Origin of the sequence: Aeromonas sp. 601039 (assembly GCF_049174415.1) — a bacterium.
Lineage (GTDB): Bacteria > Pseudomonadota > Gammaproteobacteria > Enterobacterales > Aeromonadaceae > Aeromonas > Aeromonas veronii_A.
The window spans coordinates 157,875-177,462 of record NZ_JAAKTL010000004.1 but is presented as its reverse complement, the minus strand read 5'-3'; the positions used below and the strand labels follow the sequence as shown (position 1 = coordinate 177,462).

The window sequence follows — 19,588 nt, the reverse complement described above, 5'->3', positions numbered from 1 at the left end:
CAGTTCAAACTGGTAAAAATCCAATATACGGCCCTATTTTTCAGGCATTCGACTAAAAACACAAGTTTACTTGGGAATGACTGTGATCGTTTTCCGATATTTGTTCAGGGAAACCCTGAAAACCCAGCTGGCAGTGTTATTCGTATTGCTGCTTATCTTTGTCAGCCAACAATTTATCAAGATCATCGGTGATGCCGCCGATGGCGAGGTGCCGACACGTCTGGTCTCCACCCTGCTGCTGCTCAACTTGCCCAATATGGCGTTGTTGATGCTGCCTATCAGTCTCTTTTTAGCCATTTTGTTTGCCCATGGTCGCCTCTACGCCGAAAGCGAGATGACGGTGATGCATGCGGTCGGCTTCAGCCACCGTTTCGTGATGCGCAGTGCCATGTTGCTGGCCTTGCTGACGGCGGTGGTCGCGGCGTTCAACACCGGCTGGATCGCCCCGCAAGCCAAGGAGCGCGAGTATCAGGTGATCGACGAGTTCAAGTCGGATCCGGGTATCTCCTTCCTTCAGGCGGGCCGCTTTATGGAGCTCGACAAGGGGCGTCTGGTTGCCTATATCCAGGATTTGAACGACAACGGCTCGAAGCTGCAGAAGATCTTCATCTTGCAGCGGGCCGAAGGCAGCAACCCCCCTTCGGTGGTGGTGGCCAGCGAAGGGGTGGTGACGATCGATGAGAATGGTCTGCAGTGGCTGACTCTGAAGGATGGTTCCCGCTATGAAGGCAACTTCTCCGGCAAGCAGTTCCAGATCTCCGATTTTCGCGAGTATGGTCTGGTGATCCGTCAGCAGGAGATGGAGCGCTCCAACCGCAAGGCGGCGGCCAAACCCACCATGGAGCTGCTGGGTACCCAGGAAAACGACATGATGGGTGAATTGCAATGGCGTATCTCGCTGCCCCTCTCCATTCCGGTGCTCACCCTGCTGGTAGTTCCGCTGGCGCGGGTCAACCCCCGTCAGGGGCGCTACGCCAAGCTGTTGCCGGCCATCATGCTCTATCTCTCCTACTTCCTGCTGCTCAGTGCTGCCCGCTCGGCTATCGACAGTGGCCGGTTGCCCTACTGGCCGGGGATGTTCCTGGTTCCGCTCGGTTATCTGCTGTTTATTGGCCTGCCCCTCAATTTGCAGGGCACCAGCTGGTGGAACGGGGTAAAGAGCAAATATTTCATAAACAAATCAAAATGATGAAGCCACATAGGAACTACCGCTGATGTTTGGCATTCTCGATAGATATATCGGCAGGGTCATTTTTATGTCGATCCTGCTGTGTGAGCTCACGCTCGTTGGTCTTGCTGCGCTCATCAAGTATGTGGAACAGCTCAAGTCTGTCGGAGAGGGCAACTACGACATGCTCAATGCTCTCTACTATGTGTTGCTCTCCATGCCCAAGGAGGCGGTGCTCTTCTTCCCGCTGGCGGCACTGCTGGGCGGTCTGATCGGTCTGGGCCAGCTGGCGACCAGCTCCGAGCTGGTGGTGATGCAGGCGGCGGGCCGCTCCAAGATCAGTATCGTGATGGCGGCGCTCAAGACGGCGATCCCGCTGATGATCCTGGTAGGACTGATGGGGGAGTATGTGGCCCCTGTCGCCAAACGGATGGCGGATGATATCCGTGCCGGTGCCATGTCGGAAGGGCGGCTTACCGTCTCGGCCTACGGGGTGTGGGCACGGGATGGCAACAACTTCGTTAATATCAACGGGGTGCGCAACGATGGTGCCCTGACCGGCATCACCCTCTATCGTTTCACCCCCGAGCGCAAGCTGATCGACGTGGTGCAGGCACGGGAGGGGGTATTTGAAAGGCATCACTGGCTGCTCAAGCAGACGCAGGTTACCCGCTTCGACGACCCGGCTCAGATCCGCAGTGAAGAGCACGACAAGATGGAGTGGAGCTCGGAGCTGACGCCCAAGCAGCTGGGGGTGGTGAGTATCGACCCCGAGAATCTCTCGGTCTCCGGTCTGCTCGACTACATCGGTTACCTAGACGCCAACAAGCAGGATGCCGGTCGCTACAAGCTGGAGATGTGGCGCAAACTGCTGTCACCGCTCTCGGTGGTGGCGATGATCCTGCTGGCCTCTTCTTTCATCTTCGGCCCGTTGCGTTCGGTGAGCATGGGGGCGCGGATGCTGATGGGGATCATGACCGGCTTCGCCGTCTATGTGAGTGATCGGGTGTTCGGCCCCATCAGTCTGGTCTATGCGGTACCGCCGATTCTGGCGGCTATCGCGCCCAGCTTGCTGTTTGGCGGCATCTCCTTCTACATCCTCAGCCGCAAGCAGTAATCCGCACGAGGTTATGAGGAAATGCAAAGAGGGCACCTGTTGGTGCCCTCTTTCGTTGCTGCATTGACCCGGTATTACTTGTTCAGCAATTCCAGATTTTCCTGCTTGCTCAGCACAATCACTTCGCACTCGGCCCAGATATCCTGAAACGCCCGCGGACGTTGGCGGTTGAACAGGCACATCAGGTTGCCCAGACCAAAGGCGGCGGTGGCGAGACGGATCAGCGCCTGGGTAACGCGGATGTGGCTGCCATCCTCGTTCTGAATGCGCAGCCGCCAGGCGCGCATGCCGACGGTCTGGCCAGCACGGGTCCAGAACCAGGTGTAGAAACCACAGATGACGAAGGCGAGCCACAGGGTGTAGATCAGGCTCAGGTGGTGGCGGGTAAGCAACCAGACGGTATCTTCACCCGCCGGTACGCTGGCCATGCCGGTAACCAGCAGCAGCTTGGCGACACCCATGCCGATAAAGCCGGCGATGATCAGCAGCGAAGTCACCACCAGCGCATCATAGATCAGGGCGCCGAGGCGACGCAGCAGACCCGCTGACGGGTATGGCTGAGTGGCGGTAGAGGGGGATTTTTGTTGGACTTTTTTAGGCTTGGCCATCGTTTTTATTCCATTAAGATGATGGCGGCATTCTATGTAACTGGCCCCGCATCGGCAAGGCGTTGAATAAATGAACAAACGGGAGTGTTCAATCGAAAAACACCTTGCATGGCATCGCGCCATTCGTATAATCCCTCGCAGTTGCCCGGGTGGCGAAATCGGTAGACGCAGCGGATTCAAAATCCGCCGGTGAATAACCGTGTCGGTTCGAGTCCGACCCCGGGCACCATCAAATTCATGACAAAAGGCCATCAGCAATGATGGCCTTTTGTTTTTTTGCGTTTCTACGCTTTTGGGGCGTTACTGTTGAGCTGGCAGTACTTCCCGTTACCTCTTGGTATCCCTTCTCTTTTCCTGCTCTCCGTTATTTCCTTTTCTTGATGTGGCCGCCGACATCACCGCCAGCGGCTTGTTTCTATCGCGGTTTTCTTTCCAAACCTTGCTGCATCAGGTCATGGTTGCTGCGTTATCCCAGCAGGGCAAACAGCAGGGTACCGAGGCTGCCAGCGAGTGTCAGCACGATGATGGCTCTGGGAGTGCCGTGCAGCTTGGTCCACATAAACAGGCTGGTGAGGGCGAGCAGTAGCAGGGCCAGGGCGGCGATATCGCCAAACAGCTGCCAGCCGAGGCCGGTACCCATGCCGCGGTGCAGCCGGTTGAGGCTGGCGGCAAAGTTGGCTTGCTGCAGGTCGGTACGTACCAGCAGGGTACCCTCAACATAGCTGGCGGCCACGCTCTGGCTGAGGGTGACGCCGCGCATCTCCCACTTGGCGGGCAGGGTGAGCGGGCCGTTCGGGGTGGGCAGGGTCTGGGCCGGGGTGATCATGGTTCGCCCGTCGGCAAAGGTATCGGGATAGCGCTGTTGCAGCAGGCTTTTCAGCTGCTCCGGGCTGGCGAGCGGCGTCTCCAGCACTATCTCTTCACTCGATTTATCGGTGTGGGGGCCGGGGATGGGCAACACGGTACGGTGTTGCAGCCAGAGACCGGTGATGCCGTACATCAGCATCAGGGCGAGGGTAAAAAAACCGGCCCAGGCATGGAGGCGGCGTACCCATTTGTTGTTGTGAAGGGGAACTCTTCTGCGTTTCATCGTGGTTGCTTCATAAAAAACTGGCCAGCAAGGGCTGGCCAGTCGGGGTGGTTGTCACAGAGATCAGAAGCGGTAGGTTCCGGTCAGGCTCAGCTGACGGGGCGTACCCGGCATGATCTGGGTGGCACTGGTGGCGCTGACGAAGTACTCGTGGTCGGTCAGGTTTTCGGCGCTCAGCTCGGCTTCCCACTGCTGCCAGCGATAACCGGCGCGCGCATCGAAGCGGGCGTAACCGGGCAGTGTGGTGGTGTTGGCGTTGTCGGCGAAGCGATCGCCCACCGCCGTCACGCCGGTTTCACCGAACCAGCCCTGCTCGCCACTCTTGTAGCCGAGATAGAACTGGCCATTCTGGCGGGAGACGTTCATCGGGCGCTTGCCCTGCAGATCCGCATCCGCCTTGACCTGCTCCGCATCCTGAATGGCGAAGCCGCCACGCAGATAGATCTCGTCGGTCAGCTCGGCGCGGGCGCTCAGTTCGACCCCTTCGGTACGCTGCAGGCCGGTGAGGATCACCTTGGTGGGATCCAGCGGATCCTTGGTGCGCTTGTTGTACATCTCCAGTCGATAGAGGGAGAGAGTGGTCGCCAGCTTGCCGCTCAGCCAGTCACTCTTCACCCCACCTTCGTAGAGGCGGGTGTGCTGGGGTTCCAGCCCGTTGTTTTTGTCGCCCGGGGTGATGCCGATCAGCTCGCCGCCCACCGGAGTGAAGGTCTTGCTGTAGGAGGTGTAGAAGGCGTGATCCTCGAGGGGATTCCACACCAGACCGAGGCGCGGGCTCAGGCTGTTGACCGAGACGCTCTCCTCCTTGTTGAGGTCGTAGCGGCGACTGGTGACGGTGAAGTCGTCACGGCGCAGCCCGCCCACCAGATGCCAGTCACCCAGGCTGAGCTGATCCTGCAGATAGAGGCCATTGCCGCGCACCTTGTGTTTGGCGTCGCTGGAGAGCTTCATGGCGCCATTGTAGGTAGGCAGTGAGCCCGGGTCGTAGAGGTTGCCGGACGGGATGGCGGTGGCGTTCTGGTAGAGCTTGGGTGTGCGCTCCTGCCAGTTCTGCTCGAAGCCGGCCAGCAGGCGATGTTCCACCGGGCCGGTCTGGAACAGACCTTCTGCCTCGGTGTTGCTGATCAGGTTCTTCGCTTTCAGATCCTGCTGCCAGCGGGAGCGGGTCACCTGATCCCCTTTGACGCTGGTGACATAGGTGTTGTCAAACTGGCTGTCGAGGGTGGAGTAACCGAGCTGCTGGCGCAACTGCCACTGATCGTTGATATCCCAGGAGAGGCGTGAGCGGGTGGATTGTGCCACGTCATCGATGAAGTCGCGGCTGGTATCGCTGTAGACATACTCTCGCGGCACATCGGCCGGACGGCCATTGACCCCGGGAATGCCGCGATCCGGGGTGCGGTCATGTTCGTTGCGCTCGTACTGCACCAGCCAGTTGAGGTTGTCGCTGATCTCCCAGTTGACGGAGGGGGCCAGCAGGGTGCGCTTGCTCTTCACGCCGTTGCGGAAGCTATCTTTGTCCTCTTGCGCCATGTTGAGGCGCAGTTGCACCTGCTCACTCGCCTCGCCATTGAGGTCGGCAGCCAGTCGCTGGCTGTCAAAGCTGCCGACCCGGGCGGTGACGCTGGACTCCTGCCCTTTCTGCGGCTTCTTGCTGACCCGGTTGACGATGCCCCCCGTACTGCCACGGCCGTAGAGCACGGCAGCCGGGCCCTTGAGCACTTCCACACGCTCGATGTTGCCGAGATCCCGGGTGTACTGCATGTCGTCGCGGAACCCGTCGAGATAGAAGTCGTTGCTGGCGCTGAAGCCGCGGATATTGACTCCATCGAAGCGGGTATCACCGCTGGCGTTGACACCGGGAATGCCGCTCAGGGCTTCACTCAGCGTCGGTTGGCCGAAGGCGGTCAGCTCGCTGACCTTGACGCTGTCGATGGTCTGGGGAACCAGCTTGGCTGGCGTATTGGTACGGGTTGCGGTGGCAACTTCCTGATGCTGGGAGCGTTTGCCAACCACAGTCATGGTTTCATCGGTGGCCTGGGCAGTGAAGCCGGTGCCCAGCAGTGCCAGCGAGACCAGCGTTCTGCGAAAGTGAGGGTGCTGCATATTCAATATTGACTCTTTGGATGTCGACCTGACGGCTCGAACATATTGATTTAATTATAATTAGCCTGACCAGTTTAAGCGGGATGCCAATGATATTGATTTTCATTTGTCTGGCAAGGTGAAAATGGAGGGGGCTTTGGGTGCGTGTTGTGTGGTCGGCAGAGCTCGGCTGAAAAGCAGAGCCATTACAGCAAACCGCGAGAACGAAGCGAGGGAAAAGGGCGTAGCGGAAGAAAAAGGTGCGAAATGTGAAGCGATATCCGGCCCGATAGGACGGGCCGGATATCGGACTCAGCGAGTGCTCAGCAGTCGGCGGGTGAGGGGGATAGTCGCCAGCAGGCGATAGACCAGCAGAGACGATCCCAGCAGCAGCGGCACCTTGGCGATCTCCCACAGGATGGATGCGGCCTGCGGGCCAAACACGAAGAGCCAGACCACCAGCATCATGTGCAGGCAGTAGATCCCGAGCACTTTGGGGGCCTGACGTTCAAGCCAGCTGCCCTTGCCCCACTCGGGGTTGGCCAGCAGCAGTCCAAACAGGCCGAGAGCCCAGGGAAGGGAGCCGAGCAGGAAGTCGTGGCGGGTGAGCGGCACTGCGGCAAAGTGCTGCAGCGCCCAGGCTTCACAGCCATAGAGCGTCACGCCCGCCAGCAGCAGTTGCCAGCCGGTGCGGGCATCGGGCTGCCACTGACGCTGGCGCAACAGGGCCCCGAGCGCCACAAACAGCAGGGAGAAGAAGGGGCCGTTACGGGTGAGCAGTGGCCACTCGGCGCCCAGCAGCGGCTTGGCATAGGAGCCCCCCAGCAGCGCCAGCAGGTAGAGGCCAAGACCCAGCCAGATGGCGAGCGATGGTCTGCCAAGCCGGTAGCAGAGTGCCAGCAGGGCCACCGCCATGACCAGGGCTGGCAGGAACCAGAGGTGGATCATGCCGCCCACCAGCCATCCATTGAGGGGGTCGCCGAGCTGGAATTGCCACTGCCCACGCAGGGAGGCCAGATAGCCCTGTTGCACGGCATCCAGCGGATTGAACGGCACCAGCAGGTAGACCAGACTCCAAACCAGCCAGAGCAACAGCAAGGGGCGGCAGTAGTGCCAAGCCACGGTCAGCGGCGCCTCGCGACTCAGTCTCGGCTGCAGAAAGTAACCGGCACAGAGGAAAAACAGCGGCACGGCAAAGCGGCATAACTGGTTGATGGTGCCGCTCAGCCAGAGCCAGGATCCACTTCCCCACAGGGCGGGATTGAACGGATTGGCGAAGGGGGATATGTGAATGGTCATCACGGCCAGAATGGCCAGTACCCGCCCGCACTCGATACTGGAAATACGCATGGTGGCTCGTCACTACAGGGGTTGTGACGGCACGCTAAAATTCTTGCCGAAAACTTACAACCAATTGATTCTATTAGTGTGAATCACGCTGTTGAGTAGTTACGTTTTGTAACGGGATGGTGGAAGGTGTTACCTGTAACGGGAGCAAGCTCCCGTTTTTTGGGCGCGCTCATGCAGATAAAAAAAGCGAGGCGGACGCCTCGCTTGGTTGGGGAGCTCGAGCTTACTGGTGAGTCAGCATGCTGCTCTGGTTGGCGGCCAGGGTGGTTCTGCCCGAGCTCTCCAGCCAGGTTTTGATCCGCTTGGCATCGGCGACCCTATCGTTGGTGGTCTCGGCATTGAGCAGCACCATGATCACCGGCTCGCGATTGACCTTGGTGCCCAGCACCAGACAGCGGCCCGCTTCGCGGATATAGCCGGTCTTGGAGAGAGTGAACTCCCATTGCCCTTCGCGGATCAACCGGTTGGAGTTGAGGTAGTGCAGCTGACGCTTGTTGGTGCGCACATAACTCTGCTCGTCGGTGGAGTACTGGCGGATCAGCGGATAGGAGGCCGCTGCGGCGGCGAGTTTGGCGAGATCCTGCGCGGTGGAGACATTGCGCGGGTTGAGCCCTGTGCTGTCAGCGTAGCGGGTATTCCACATCCCCAGCATGCGGGCTTTGGCGTTCATCGCCTCGACAAAGGCGCGCTGACCGCCGGGATAGTGGCGGGCCAGTGCCGAGGCGGCACGGTTTTCAGAGGACATCAGGGCGATATGGAGCATTTCGGCGCGGCTGAGCCTAGAGCCGATGGCCAGGCGTGAACCGGTTCCCTTGATGCGGTCGATGTCGGCATTGGTCACGGTGAGCATTTCGTTGAGGCGCAGGTTGGCATCCAGCACTACCAGCGCCGTCATCAGCTTGGTGAGTGAGGCGATGGGCATTACCCGGTTGCCGTTGCGCTCGGAGATCACCTCGCCGGTTCTGTGGTTGGCCACCACGAAGGCAGCCGAGCTGAGGTTGGGCACATCCCGTCGCTCGAGAAAGCCGCTGCTGCTCTTGCTGCTGGCGGAAAAGGGGTTGGCATGGGCACTGTCCATAGTGGCCGGCAGCATTACTGCGCCAAGCAACAGGGGAAGGAGGGAACGCATCATCATGATCAGCTCTACCGGACGAAATACAGGGATATCTCGCTAAGTTATATGTCGTGAACTGGCGCTTCACAATCATTCTCACCTTGATATTGATAATTTACGGCGTTGAGCGTGCTCTGACGGCGAGGAGAGCGTAAAAGAGGTCTCCATAGAGTCTTTTTTTGCATTGAAACTATGGACTGGCCGTGATGGCGAGCGGAAGCCGGCGCTAAAAAAATCGGGACCAGAACGGTCCCGATTGGCATGGAGCATTGCCTGCCGGTTAGTGGGCATCTTCCTGCTTGATCTTGAAGCGCATGGCGATCACCACGAACAGCAGCGGGCCAATGATGGTCCAGACGCCGGTGGAGATATCGCCGGAGATAAAGGGGGCGACCACGGTAAAGACGTTGCCGAAGGCGACCAGGATCAGGCTGATGATGGTGGCAAGCAGTACCGAGCCCGCGCTCTTGAAGAAGATCAGGTCCTTGCCCAGCGCCGGGTTGTTGCGATAGCGATACCAGGCGTAGATGAGGAACATGTAGGGCAGGGTCATGCCGACGTTGGTCATGGTGATGATCAGCTCGTAGAGGGCGGCGGCCCCTTCCGGGTTGATCAGGGTAAAGATGGACTTGGCGGCAATGAACAGACAGACCACCCAGGCTTGCACCTTGAGGGCTTCAATGCGCACGCCATTCTCGTTCTCGCGCTGGAAACGCTCCGGCCAGAAGTAGCTCGGGGTGCCGGTGATGAACTGGCGCAGTGGCGCGTATGAGAGGGCGATAAAGGCGCCCAGATAGCTCAGGAACATGCCAAGGCCAGCAAAGCGCATGAACACCTGTCCCAGCCACTCGCCACCGAGATGGCGCCCCAGCTCCAACATGATGATGAAGAGGGCGGAGAGAGAGGTGATCCCCTCGGCCGGGAAGTCGCTCCAGCGCATGATTGAGCCAACCGCCAGAAAGCCGATGATGTAGCAGAGTACGATGAAGGCGCCGGAGAGGAAGATGCCGCGCTTGAGGTCACGCTCGGGATCTTCCAGCTCGTCAGCCACCCCGGCCATCGCCTCGACCCCGCCGTAGGCGAAGATGGCGAACACCATAAAGCCGAGGAAGGGGATGATGTCGTTGAACGCGGCATTGGGAGACGCCGTCAGTGATGCCTGGGTGAAGGGCTCCTGCAGAGTCATGCCGCTCACCGCGAAGGTGAAGACGCCACCGACCAGCAGCAACACGTTGAGTGCCACCACGGAGAGACCGCCGATAGCCGCCACTTTGGCGAAGCGGGCGCTGCCCAGGGTGATGAGCTTGGTGACGGTGGCAACCAGTGCGATGGCGACTACGCCCAGAATAAAGGGGCCAAAGTCGATGCCGGTGCCCAGGGTGACCGGGATGACGGTGATGTCGCGGCCAAACAGCATGAAGGAGAGGGGCACCCACATGGAGAGCGCCTTGCCAAACATCCAGATGACGTAGGAGGCGAACCACATGGTCAGACCGATAAAGGCGAATCGGGTCGAGACCGAGTGGCGCATCCAGGTAAAGATGCCGCCTGCCTCTTTGCGAAAGCCGGTGCCGAATTCGATCATCATCAAAATGAACGGGATGAAGAAGAACAGACCGCCGATCACGAACATCGGAATGGCGGCATATCCCATTCGGTAAAAACCGATCCCGATATTAGTGACGCCAAATACCGATGTTAATATCATCAATATAAAGGCGCCCAATTTCAGCTTTTTTGCTGACATATTAAAAACTCCCTGATGGTGCTGGATTTAAAATAATCAAAAATTAAACGGACGAAACCGGACCCATTAATAACGCAGTAGCGCCATGCCATCTTGCTGTGGCGGGCGCGATCGGGTCATCTCTGACCGGGCTGGCTTACCCGTCAGGCGGTCAATGAATGTATGGGCGGAGCTGCATGGTCTGTGCCATGCGCGGTATTGGTCAGCGTTGCCGAAAATTAACTGTGAACGATTTTATCATTAATGCTGCTGGGCAGGTAAGTTTCCCGAATGAAGCTGTGGTTGAAATAAACAGACCTGCCAGTTAATTGATACGTTGCGGATGTAAACATTTACGCCTAGGCCGACACTTATTTCCATTATTGGTATTCGGCATATTTGGCGGAGTGAATTGCGCCATCCAGCCTGATAAATCCGCCCCAATGGCGACAGCGCTTATCCTCCCAGCCGGGTCAGCAGCACGCCGCCGGTAATAATGGCCGCCGCCGTCAGCCGCATGCGCCCGAGCGGCTTTTTCAGCAGCCAGACCGAGAGCAGCATGGCAAACAGCACACTGCTTTCGCGCAGAGCCGCGACTACGCCAATGGGAGCTTGGGTCATGGCCCAGATAACAATCCCATAGGCGAGCAGTGACATGGCACCTCCGGTAGCGCCAACCAGCGCATATTGACGGATCTGGCTCCATGCCTTGCGTTTCTGGTGGGCGAGCAGCACCAGCAGCATCGCCAGCCCGGTACAGGCAAAGAGCCAGAGGGTGTAGCGTACCGGTTCACCCCCTGCGCGGGCGCCGGCCCCATCCGAGAGGGTATAGGTCGCCGTGAACATGGCCGTGATCAGTGCTGCCCGAACCGCTTTGCTGTCAAGGCGCTGCTGCCCACCTCGCCTGGCCATCAGCAAGACCCCCATGATCAGCACGCAGGCGCCGATGATGCCGCCGTAACCGGGGTAGTCCCCCAGCAATATGGCACTTAACGCCATGGCGAGCAGCGGGGCACTGCCACGGGCCAGCGGATAGATCTGGCCAAAATCGCCCTGATTGTAGGCATTGCTGAGAAACAGGCAGTAACCGATATGGAGCAGGACTGAGAGGCCGAGCCAGGGCAGCTCGGCAGCAGAGGGAAGCCCCATGGGCAGCAGCGCCACGGCGGCGATAAGCCCTGAAAAGATCGCCACCAGTGACACCCCCACCAGCCGCTCTTCGCCAATTTTGACCAGCGCATTCCAGCTGGCGTGAAGCAGGGCTGCCAGCAGAACGGCAAAAAAGACGGTGGTGCTCATGGGAAAGGGCTCTCGGGCGATGGGGGCCAACAGCATACCCGTCTGGAGCCTGATTGGCCGAGATCTTTATCAAAGCTTCGGTTTCTCGGGGTTCTTCTCCTGCTTGGTGGTGCTGCCCAGTTGCCCCAGCACCAGTTTGGGGTGGGGATCTGTCTGCAGCGGAATATCCTGCAACTGCGTTCCCTGCTGGTGGCGATGGATGATTACTGCGGCCATCTTGCCCAGCGCCTCGTAGCTGCTGATGGTGCCAACGCTGCAGCCGTGCTCGACGAACAGCTCTGCACTGCAGATGGTAGGGATGGCAGCTGCGTTGAGTGCATTCAGCAAACGGGGGGCGATGGAGAGCAGATAGCTGTCTGCGGCCAGAAAGACGATGTCGTTTTTGGCATCCTGTTGCAGCCGCTTCAGTTCGTTGTCCAGCCGCCGTGGGTCAGGGGCCATTCGCCAGGTGACCATCTGCCACTGGTAGCGTTTCGCTTCATTGAGCAACATATCGGCCACCAGCAGGGTGTTCTGCTCACGGGGGTTGAAGGGTAGCAGCAGCCGTTTTCCGGTGGCCAGATGCTCGCTGGCGTTGGCCAGTTGCAGTGCCATCGGCACCATGTTGCTTACCCCGGCCACCATGCTGTTCTGGGCTTTATCTTCCGAGAGAATGTCTGCCCCGACCGGATCGGATACCACGTTGAAGATCAGTGGCTTGCGGTTGGCTACCAGACTCTTGGTCATGGTGGTGGCGGTGGTGCCAAAGGTGTAGATGTAGTCGTATTCGGCCAGTTTCGGCAGCATCTGCTGGCGCAGCATGGTTGCCAGCGCTGTGCGATCCTGATCGGCGTTATAGGTGGTGATGGTGGCCTGATAGCCAAGACGGGTCAGCTCTGCCCGAAAGCCCGTTTCGGCTGCGGTTTCACCGCGCCACAGCACCATGGCGATAGAGAGGGCGTGAGCGGGAAGAGCCAGCAGCAACAGCAGGACGAAAGGCAGCCTGACCATGATCATCTCTCCGGCGATAAATCTACTGTTGAGCCTAGGCCACTTTCTCCGGTCGTGAGCGACGCTCAGCAAAAAGCGCGATGGCAAGCCATCGCGCTTTTGGGATCCGCAAAACCTCGATTAGAAGTCGTAGCGGGCAGCCAGCTGGAAGTCATCCTTGTTGGCGGTCGCTTTGCCGGCAACGCTGTCTAGATTGTTGATGCGGTACTCGCCAATCACCCGCAGGTTCTTGTTGAACTTGTACTGGGCTCCCAGGGTGTAGTAATCCACATTGTCTTTCTTGGTGCCAGCCTTGTCCTGCTCCTGTTTGTTCCACAGCGCCATCAGACCGAAGCCATTCTCGAAGTTGTAGCCCAGCGCGGCTTCCCAACCGGTGTGATCGGTGCCGGTCGCCAGGAAGTCGCTGCCATCGGCATAACTCAGGGCGGCGTAGGCGGCCTTGTTGTCAAACTTGGCGGAGATCAGCCACAGTTTTGCATCTTCTTCACCGCTCTTGTCGCGCAGGCCGACGTTATAGGCGGTACCCAGCGACAGGTTGAAAGGGAAGGTATAGGCCACGGCTGCTCCGTAGGCCGCGTCGCTATCCTTGCTGGTAGTCTCTTCGGTGTCACCACCGTCGAACTTGTAGCTGGTGTCGAGCTGGAAGCCATTGAACAGGCCGGAGTATTTCAGTACGGAACCGGCGCGGTTGGTGGCGAAGGTGTCGGTTTTTGCACCCAGCGCTTCGTTACCGTAGCCGTCGGAGAGGGAGACATCAGTCCAGTCCGCCAGGAAACCCGGGGCACCTTTCTGGCGGCCGAAGGTCACTGTACCCCAGTCAGCGCCCACACCGGCAAAGGCCAGACGGGTACGTAGGTTGTCGGAGCTCTCGCTGATGGTCTTCTCGCTGTCGTTGATGTACATCTGCACTTCGTACTGGGCCAGCGCCTTCAGACCGCTCTGGATCTGGGTCTCGGCCTTGGCACCGAAGCGGACAAACTGGTTAGCCCCTTGCTTGGCGCTGTAATCCTTGGTGCCATTCGGGTTGGCGGTATCGACGTTTTCTTTCTTGTCGCCGAAGAATTGACCGGCGTAGATGCGGCCATACAGGTCCAGCATGGCGGTATCATTTTTATACACCTCAACGGCTTGCGCCTGGAAGGCGGCGGTCAGAGCCAGTGCCACTACAGTCAGCTTTTTCATCTTAATCCCTTGTGTTGCAAGCTTTTGTTTTGAAGACGGGGCCATCCTAGGGAAGATGCATGACAGCGGGGTGACAACTGGATGAAGAGTCGATGGCAATTGGGTTGCAATTGGATGAATTGGCTACATTTATGCACCTGGCAGCTACTTTTGTGCGCAAAGGTTTGCCCTTGTGGTAGAATGCCGCCCGTTTTCGAGCTCCATAGGTTGGATATGCGATGAGACGTGAACTGGCAATCGAGTTTTCCCGAGTGACGGAAGCGGCTGCACTGGCTGGCTACAAGTGGCTCGGACGTGGTGACAAGAATATCGCTGATGGGGCGGCCGTAGCGGCCATGCGCCACATTCTCAACCAGATCGAGATCGATGGTGAGATTGTGATCGGCGAAGGTGAAATTGATGAAGCGCCGATGCTCTATATCGGCGAGAAGGTCGGTACCGGACACGGCGACGCGGTGGATATCGCGGTCGATCCCATCGAGGGTACCCGCATGACCGCCATGGGTCAGGCCAACGCGCTGGCCGTGCTGGCGGTGGGCGACAAGGGTTCTTTCCTGAAAGCACCTGACATGTACATGGAAAAGCTGATCGTCGGGCCCAAGGCCAAAGGCGCCATCGACCTGGATCAGGCTCTCGAGCTGAACCTGAAGTCCGTGGCCAAGGCGCTGGGCAAGCCGCTCTCCCGTCTGACCGTCATTACCCTGGCCAAGCCGCGTCATGACAAGGCAATCAAGGAGATGCAGGGTCTGGGCGTGCGGGTGTTCGCCATTCCTGATGGTGACGTTGCCGCCTCCATCCTCACCTGTCTGCCGGACAGCGAAGTCGACATGCTGTATGGCATCGGCGGCGCACCGGAAGGGGTGATCTCCGCGGCGGTGATCCGCGCGCTGGATGGCGATATGCAGGCCCGTCTGGTGCCGCGTCACCGCGTCAAGGGCGACAGCCCGGAAGTGCGTGCGCTGGGCGAGCAGGAAATTGCCCGCTGCGAAGCGCTGGGCATCGATGTCAACAAGGTGCTCAAGCTGGAAGACATGGCGAAGAATGACAACGTCATCTTCTCCGCCACCGGCATCACCAAGGGTGATCTGCTGGATGGCATCACCAGCGATGGCGTGATGGCGACCACCGAGACTCTGTTGATCCGTGGTAAATCCCGCACCATTCGTCGTATCAAGTCGATCCATTACCTTGAGCGCAAAGACAGCGTGGTACGCGATATCATCTTGTGATGATGGCTCGCTGAACCGGCTGTGTTGTCTGAAGCCCGATCGCCCGTGCGGTCGGGCTTTTTCTTGTGCGCCAGCTACGTTTGTGCCGCCGCTTCGGCTATGGTGGCTCAGACCGTCCCAAAGGAGTGGAGTCTATGGAGTGTCGTAGCGGCTGCGCTGCCTGTTGCATCGCCCCCAGTATCAGCAGTGCCATTCCCGGTATGCCAGATGGCAAACCGGCTGGCGTCCCCTGTATCCAGCTCGATAGCGCCCTTGGCTGCAAGATCTTCGGTCAACCGGAGCGCCCGGCGGTGTGCGGCGGTTTTCGCCCCATGATGGATGTGTGCGGCAGCCACCGTGCCGAGGCCATCTGGCTGATCGGCGAGCTGGAGCGGCTCACCACCTGACGAGGGCAGAGTGAAGCGATAAAAAAGAGGCCGCATCATGCGGCCTCTCGCGTTTCTATTCGCCGGGGATCAGATCCCCGCCAGCTCCAGTGCCTGACGATAGTACTCGTTGGCCTTGTTGGTAAGGCGGCGCTTGTCCATCAGCTGGCCGAGAGCATGGTAGGCGGCGGCGCTCGGCGCCCGCTCCACCTCCTGCTCCAGCAGCTTCTGGGCATCGTCCAGCTGACCGGCCAGTAGATAGAGCTGGGCCAGTGCGGTGTCCACCTCCGGTTGCCCCTGCTGTTTTTGCAGCAGTGCCAACAGCGGCTGGTAGCTGTCGAGTTTCAGCTTGGGCAGGCGAGCCAGCAGCTGCGGCATCGGCTGTTTGCGCAGCGCCTCCTGCCACAGGGTGGCGGCCTCGCCATCGGCGCCCAGCTGGCGCAGCAGATCGCCGTAGCAGGCCAGCAGTTCTGGCTCGAGGCGCAGTTTGCGCGGCAGATCCTGCCACACCGCCTTGAGGGTCTCGAGGCTGCCGGCAGCCTGTTGCAGGCGACCACACCAGGCTTGTTGCAGCAGATCTTCTTCCTGTTTCGGGGTCAGCTTGCCCACCTTGTGCAGCGCCGGGATCAGGTCGCACAGGGCGCTCCAGTCCTGACGGGCCAGATGCACCTGACGCAGCTGATCCAGCACCATGGGGTGGCGCGGGTTGAGGGCGTAGACCGACTCCAGCATCGCCAGCGCGGTATCGTACTGGCCCTGCTCGATTTGCAATTGGGTTTGGGTCAGGGTGAGCGCCAGCTCGGCTTTGGGATTCTCTTCCTGCGCTTTTTGCAGGTATTGATCCCGGCGGGCGTCGTCACCACGGGCCTGTGCCGCCTTGGCGGCGCTCAGGTAGTTGAGCAGCGGGGTATCGCTGTTGCTGGCCCCCTTGATCATCAGTTTTTCAGCCTGACTGTAGTGCCCTTCGGCCATCGCCAGGGTGGCGGCGACGGTCTGTTGATTGGCCTTGCGGCGGCGGCGCGAGCCGTACCAGCCGAGGGTCTTGCGGCGCAGGCCGAATACCCGACCCAGCAGCCACTCGACGATCAGCAGGGCGCCGTAGAACAGCACGGCCAGGATCACCGCGCTGGTGACGGAAGATTCGATGGTGTAATTGCCAAGGGCAATCAGTACATAGCCCTTGTTACCGGAGGCTTGCGGGCCAAAGATCAGCCCTGCGACCATCACGGCAACCAGAATGATTATACGGATCATGGTGCCCTCCTCAGCTGCTGGCCAGAATGCGTTGCAGGCGTTCGGTCAGCACCTGCTCCAGCATGGCCTGGGTCTTGAACTGGGCCGGATAGTCGATCTGGATCTGCTCACCCTTTAGCTTGTCGATCTCGCCCTGCATGTAGCGGGTGGCGCTGTTGTCGGTGTCGAAATATTGGGTCAGCCAGCGCTGGGCCTTGTCCAAGCTGTCTTCGTAGAGCGCCTGCTGCTCGCGATAGACGGAGAGCTGGGCCTGCAACAGCTTGGTTTTGAGGTTTTCACGCAGGAAGATCTCCTGCTGCGGCGAGAGCAGCGCCTCGACCGCGCCATCGCGGCGACGGATGGTGACGAAGTTCTCGGTGAACTTGACCCAGTTCTTCTTCAGATTGCTCTCCCACTCGTCTGGATTGGTGCTGACCGCTTGATCCGGCTCGGCCTTGGCTTCCGGCATGCTGACGGTGGAGAGGGGCAGCAGCTCGATCTGGTCGGACAGTGCCGCCAGCTTGAGGGTCAGTCCCTCGCGGTCGATGCGCGGCATCCCCTTGAGCTTGGCGATATCCTCGGCCAGCGCCTTGCGGATCGGCATCAGGCTGGGGTCGTTGAGGGCGGCGATCCGCTCGTCGGCATTGCCGAGCAATGTGATGGCGGAGACGAGGTCATGCTCCAGCCACAGTTTGCGACCCGCCATCCGAACCAGATACTCGGATTCGGCCAGCATCCAGTCGTTGGGGCGTTTATCGTTGAGATCCAGTACCCGGTTCTGCAGACCCTGCATCTCCCCTTGCAGCCGCTGCTGGGTTTGATCCAGCGCGGCCAGCTGCTCGGCATCCTTGCTGCTGGTCTGGTCGATCTTGCTCAGGGCGCTCGCCAGCTGCTGCTTGAGCTGGGCCAGTTCGGCTTGCTGGGCCACGGCATTCTTGTGACCGTGCAGATAGAGACCGCCGGTCAGGCCAAGGGCCAGCAGGATGGCGACCCCTCCCAGTACGGCACCGGAGCGGCTCTTGCTGCCATTGACCGCAGCGGTCGGCTGGGGTTTTACCTGGGATTCTTGTTGTTCTGTCATTCCATCTTCCTCAGTTCCAGTGCGGCCGTCAGGGCCTGGTTGGATGCACCTTGGGCAATCGTGATATGGATAAAGCCCGCGGAGTGGGCCATCTCGGCCACTCGCGGGCTGGGGACCACCAGCAGGCGGTCAAAAAGCCAGGGCCGCTGGTGGTCGGGAACCAGCTCCAGCAGCCGTTGCAGCAGTTCACCACTGGTAATGAGCAGGCTGTCCAGCCCCGCTGCCTGCCAGTGGCGGGTCAATGTCTCCCCGTCTAGCTCGGGGTAGTGGCGTTCATAGGCCGCACAATAGTGCACCAGAGCACCGCGTGAGGCCAGCGTGCTGGCGATGAGATCCCGCCCGCCATTACCGCGCAAGATCAGTACCCGTTTGCCTGCTACCTGCTGCAGGGCGGGCAGGGCCAGCAGCCCTTCGCTGCGCGGGTCATCCGGGCAGCTTGCTGTGATGCCGATAGCGGCAAACGCATCTGCGCTGGCCTGACCCACCGCAAAGTACTCAATATGTGGCCAGGTCTGACCAGTTTGCAACAGAAAATCGTGTGCAAAATGAACGGCATGGATGCTGACCGCGATAACGATATCGGCGCTGTGCAACAGGTTGGGCAAGCGGGGGAGTTCACTGCCCGCCACGGTTTCCAGCAGCGGGCAGCAGAGTGGTGCATGGCCGTGCTGGCGCAACAACTGCACCAGTTCGGCGGCCTGGGCGGCCGGACGCACCACCAGCGGGGTCATGCGCGGTAGACCTCGGCGAGGATCTCGTCGGCACCGGCGGCCAGCAGGCGCTGGGCCAGTTGCTCGCCGAGGGCCTCACCATCGGCCAGCGGGCCGCGGATCTCGTCACGGATTACCTGGCTGCCATCCGGGCTACCCACCAGACCGCGCAGCCAGATCTGCTCGCCTTCGACCAGTGCGTAGGCACCGATAGGCACCTGACATCCCCCTTGCAGGGCGCGATTCATGGCGCGTTCGGTCAGCACCCGGGCGCGGGTCTCGGCGTGCTCCAGCGGCGCCAGCAGGGCGTGAAGCTCAACATCGTCGAGGCGACATTCGATACCGACGGCACCCTGACCGTTGGCGGGCAGGCTCTGCTCCGGCTCGATAAAGGCGGTGATGCGGTGCGCCATCTCCAGTCGTTTCAGACCGGCGGCGGCGAGGATGATGGCGTCGTACTCACCGGCATCCAGCTTGGCGAGGCGGGTGTTGACGTTGCCACGTAGGTCGCGGATCACCAAATCCGGGCGCGCCGCGCGCAACTGGCACTGGCGGCGCAGGCTGGAGGTGCCGACCACGGCCCCTTGCGGCAGTTCGGCAATAGCTTTGAAACGGTTGGAAACGAAGGCGTCGCGGGGATCTTCCCGCTCGCAGATAGTGTGCAGACCAAGTCCCTCGGGGAACTCCACCGGCACGTCTTTCATGGAGTGAACGGCGATATCGGCCCGCCCTTCCAGCATGGCGGTCTCCAGCTCCTTGACGAACAACCCCTTGCCACCGACCTTGGCCAGCGGGGTATCGAGGATCTTGTCACCCTGAGTGCTCATGGGCACCAGTTCGACCTGCAACTGCGGGTGCAGGGCTTCGAGCCGGTCTTTGACAAAGTTGGCCTGCCACAGGGCCAGAGGGCTCTTGCGAGTGGCAATTTTCAGGGTTCGGGCTGCCATATCAATCAGTTGTTTCATTTTTAGAAGGAAATCGATATTACCACCCTTTGCCCGTGCTTTCATGGCGGAGCCGGCAAAAGCGGGGCCAAGCTCAAAAATGCATGCTGAAAATGATTTTCATTAAGCAAGCGGCCTTGATTAATTCATTGAATGCATTGGAATTTAATGATTTCCCCTGATACTTGATGTGGTCATACCAGAAATAATCTGACGTTTAGCTGAAGGCTTGTTTACCACCGCTGTTTGCATTGTTAACATGATCACACTTTTTTGACGTATCCCTCTTTTGGTGCG

17 protein-coding genes and 1 tRNA gene are annotated in these 19,588 nt (G+C 59.7%); 5 read left to right on the top strand and 13 right to left on the bottom strand.

Going from position 1 to position 19,588, the window contains the following annotated elements; all coding sequences use genetic code 11:
- Nucleotides 1–76: 76 nt before the first annotated feature.
- Together lptF and lptG are read left to right on the top strand one after the other, a co-directional pair.
- Nucleotides 77–1,189 (top strand): LPS export ABC transporter permease LptF, encoded by a 1,113-nt coding sequence (gene lptF / locus G5195_RS05695; protein ID WP_421172974.1) that lies wholly within the window; start codon nucleotides 77–79, stop codon nucleotides 1,187–1,189.
- Nucleotides 1,190–1,214: 25 nt separating this feature from the next.
- Complete coding sequence (lptG, locus tag G5195_RS05690; protein WP_421223085.1) at nucleotides 1,215–2,285, top strand: LPS export ABC transporter permease LptG; 1,071 nt, start codon at nucleotides 1,215–1,217, stop codon at nucleotides 2,283–2,285.
- 74 nt (nucleotides 2,286–2,359) lie between these two features.
- On the opposite strand, the gene G5195_RS05685 is transcribed toward lptG, so the two are convergent.
- Nucleotides 2,360–2,893, bottom strand: coding sequence for an RDD family protein (locus G5195_RS05685; RefSeq protein WP_421235923.1), 534 nt, complete (start codon nucleotides 2,891–2,893; stop codon nucleotides 2,360–2,362).
- 143 nt (nucleotides 2,894–3,036) lie between these two features.
- Between G5195_RS05685 and G5195_RS05680 the strand changes: the two genes are divergently transcribed.
- Nucleotides 3,037–3,122 (top strand) — tRNA-Leu (locus tag G5195_RS05680).
- 237 nt (nucleotides 3,123–3,359) lie between these two features.
- Here the strand turns inward: G5195_RS05680 and G5195_RS05675 are convergent.
- The 8 genes from G5195_RS05675 to G5195_RS05640 form a co-directional block, all read right to left on the bottom strand.
- On the bottom strand, nucleotides 3,360–4,025 hold the full coding sequence (locus G5195_RS05675; protein WP_421235940.1) for a PepSY-associated TM helix domain-containing protein: 666 nt from the start codon (nucleotides 4,023–4,025) through the stop codon (nucleotides 3,360–3,362).
- Between the two features lie 21 nt (nucleotides 4,026–4,046).
- On the bottom strand, nucleotides 4,047–6,089 hold the full coding sequence (locus G5195_RS05670) for a TonB-dependent receptor (RefSeq protein ID WP_421235922.1): 2,043 nt from the start codon (nucleotides 6,087–6,089) through the stop codon (nucleotides 4,047–4,049).
- 291 nt (nucleotides 6,090–6,380) lie between these two features.
- The gene (locus G5195_RS05665) at nucleotides 6,381–7,418 is read right to left on the bottom strand and encodes an acyltransferase (protein ID WP_421235921.1); all 1,038 of its coding nucleotides are present in this window, start codon (nucleotides 7,416–7,418) and stop codon (nucleotides 6,381–6,383) included.
- Nucleotides 7,419–7,641: 223 nt separating this feature from the next.
- Nucleotides 7,642–8,553 carry a D-alanyl-D-alanine endopeptidase gene (gene pbpG, locus G5195_RS05660; RefSeq protein WP_005336410.1) on the bottom strand — a complete coding sequence of 304 codons (912 nt, stop codon included), beginning with the start codon at nucleotides 8,551–8,553 and terminating at the stop codon, nucleotides 7,642–7,644.
- Nucleotides 8,554–8,812: 259 nt separating this feature from the next.
- The gene (gene yjeM, locus G5195_RS05655) at nucleotides 8,813–10,279 is read right to left on the bottom strand and encodes a glutamate/gamma-aminobutyrate family transporter YjeM (RefSeq protein ID WP_042053465.1); all 1,467 of its coding nucleotides are present in this window, start codon (nucleotides 10,277–10,279) and stop codon (nucleotides 8,813–8,815) included.
- Nucleotides 10,280–10,714: 435 nt separating this feature from the next.
- On the bottom strand, nucleotides 10,715–11,593 hold the full coding sequence (locus G5195_RS05650; RefSeq protein WP_421223079.1) for a DMT family transporter: 879 nt from the start codon (nucleotides 11,591–11,593) through the stop codon (nucleotides 10,715–10,717).
- Between the two features lie 33 nt (nucleotides 11,594–11,626).
- Complete coding sequence (locus G5195_RS05645; RefSeq protein ID WP_421223078.1) at nucleotides 11,627–12,547, bottom strand: ABC transporter substrate-binding protein; 921 nt, start codon at nucleotides 12,545–12,547, stop codon at nucleotides 11,627–11,629.
- A 120-nt stretch (nucleotides 12,548–12,667) separates the two neighbouring features.
- A complete protein-coding gene (locus G5195_RS05640; protein ID WP_216952723.1) occupies nucleotides 12,668–13,729 on the bottom strand; it encodes a porin in 1,062 nt (353 codons plus the stop codon).
- 218 nt (nucleotides 13,730–13,947) lie between these two features.
- Here G5195_RS05640 and glpX point away from each other — a divergent pair, with 218 nt between their 5' ends.
- Both glpX and G5195_RS05630 read left to right on the top strand, forming a co-directional pair.
- On the top strand, nucleotides 13,948–14,958 hold the full coding sequence (gene glpX, locus G5195_RS05635; RefSeq protein WP_005336386.1) for a class II fructose-bisphosphatase: 1,011 nt from the start codon (nucleotides 13,948–13,950) through the stop codon (nucleotides 14,956–14,958).
- Nucleotides 14,959–15,092: 134 nt separating this feature from the next.
- Complete coding sequence (locus tag G5195_RS05630) at nucleotides 15,093–15,344, top strand: YkgJ family cysteine cluster protein (protein ID WP_005336384.1); 252 nt, start codon at nucleotides 15,093–15,095, stop codon at nucleotides 15,342–15,344.
- A gap of 69 nt (nucleotides 15,345–15,413) precedes the next feature.
- On the opposite strand, the gene G5195_RS05625 is transcribed toward G5195_RS05630, so the two are convergent.
- From G5195_RS05625 to hemC, 4 genes are read right to left on the bottom strand one after another with little or no spacing between them, the layout of a single operon-like run.
- Nucleotides 15,414–16,577, bottom strand: coding sequence for a heme biosynthesis HemY N-terminal domain-containing protein (locus G5195_RS05625; protein WP_100646922.1), 1,164 nt, complete (start codon nucleotides 16,575–16,577; stop codon nucleotides 15,414–15,416).
- Between the two features lie 10 nt (nucleotides 16,578–16,587).
- On the bottom strand, nucleotides 16,588–17,637 hold the full coding sequence (locus G5195_RS05620; protein ID WP_005336380.1) for a uroporphyrinogen-III C-methyltransferase: 1,050 nt from the start codon (nucleotides 17,635–17,637) through the stop codon (nucleotides 16,588–16,590).
- Complete coding sequence (locus G5195_RS05615; RefSeq protein ID WP_421212210.1) at nucleotides 17,634–18,368, bottom strand: uroporphyrinogen-III synthase; 735 nt, start codon at nucleotides 18,366–18,368, stop codon at nucleotides 17,634–17,636. Before G5195_RS05615 ends, G5195_RS05620 begins: the two co-directional genes overlap by 4 nt.
- On the bottom strand, nucleotides 18,365–19,294 hold the full coding sequence (gene hemC, locus G5195_RS05610; RefSeq protein WP_139740585.1) for a hydroxymethylbilane synthase: 930 nt from the start codon (nucleotides 19,292–19,294) through the stop codon (nucleotides 18,365–18,367). Before hemC ends, G5195_RS05615 begins: the two co-directional genes overlap by 4 nt.
- Nucleotides 19,295–19,588 lie beyond the last annotated feature (294 nt).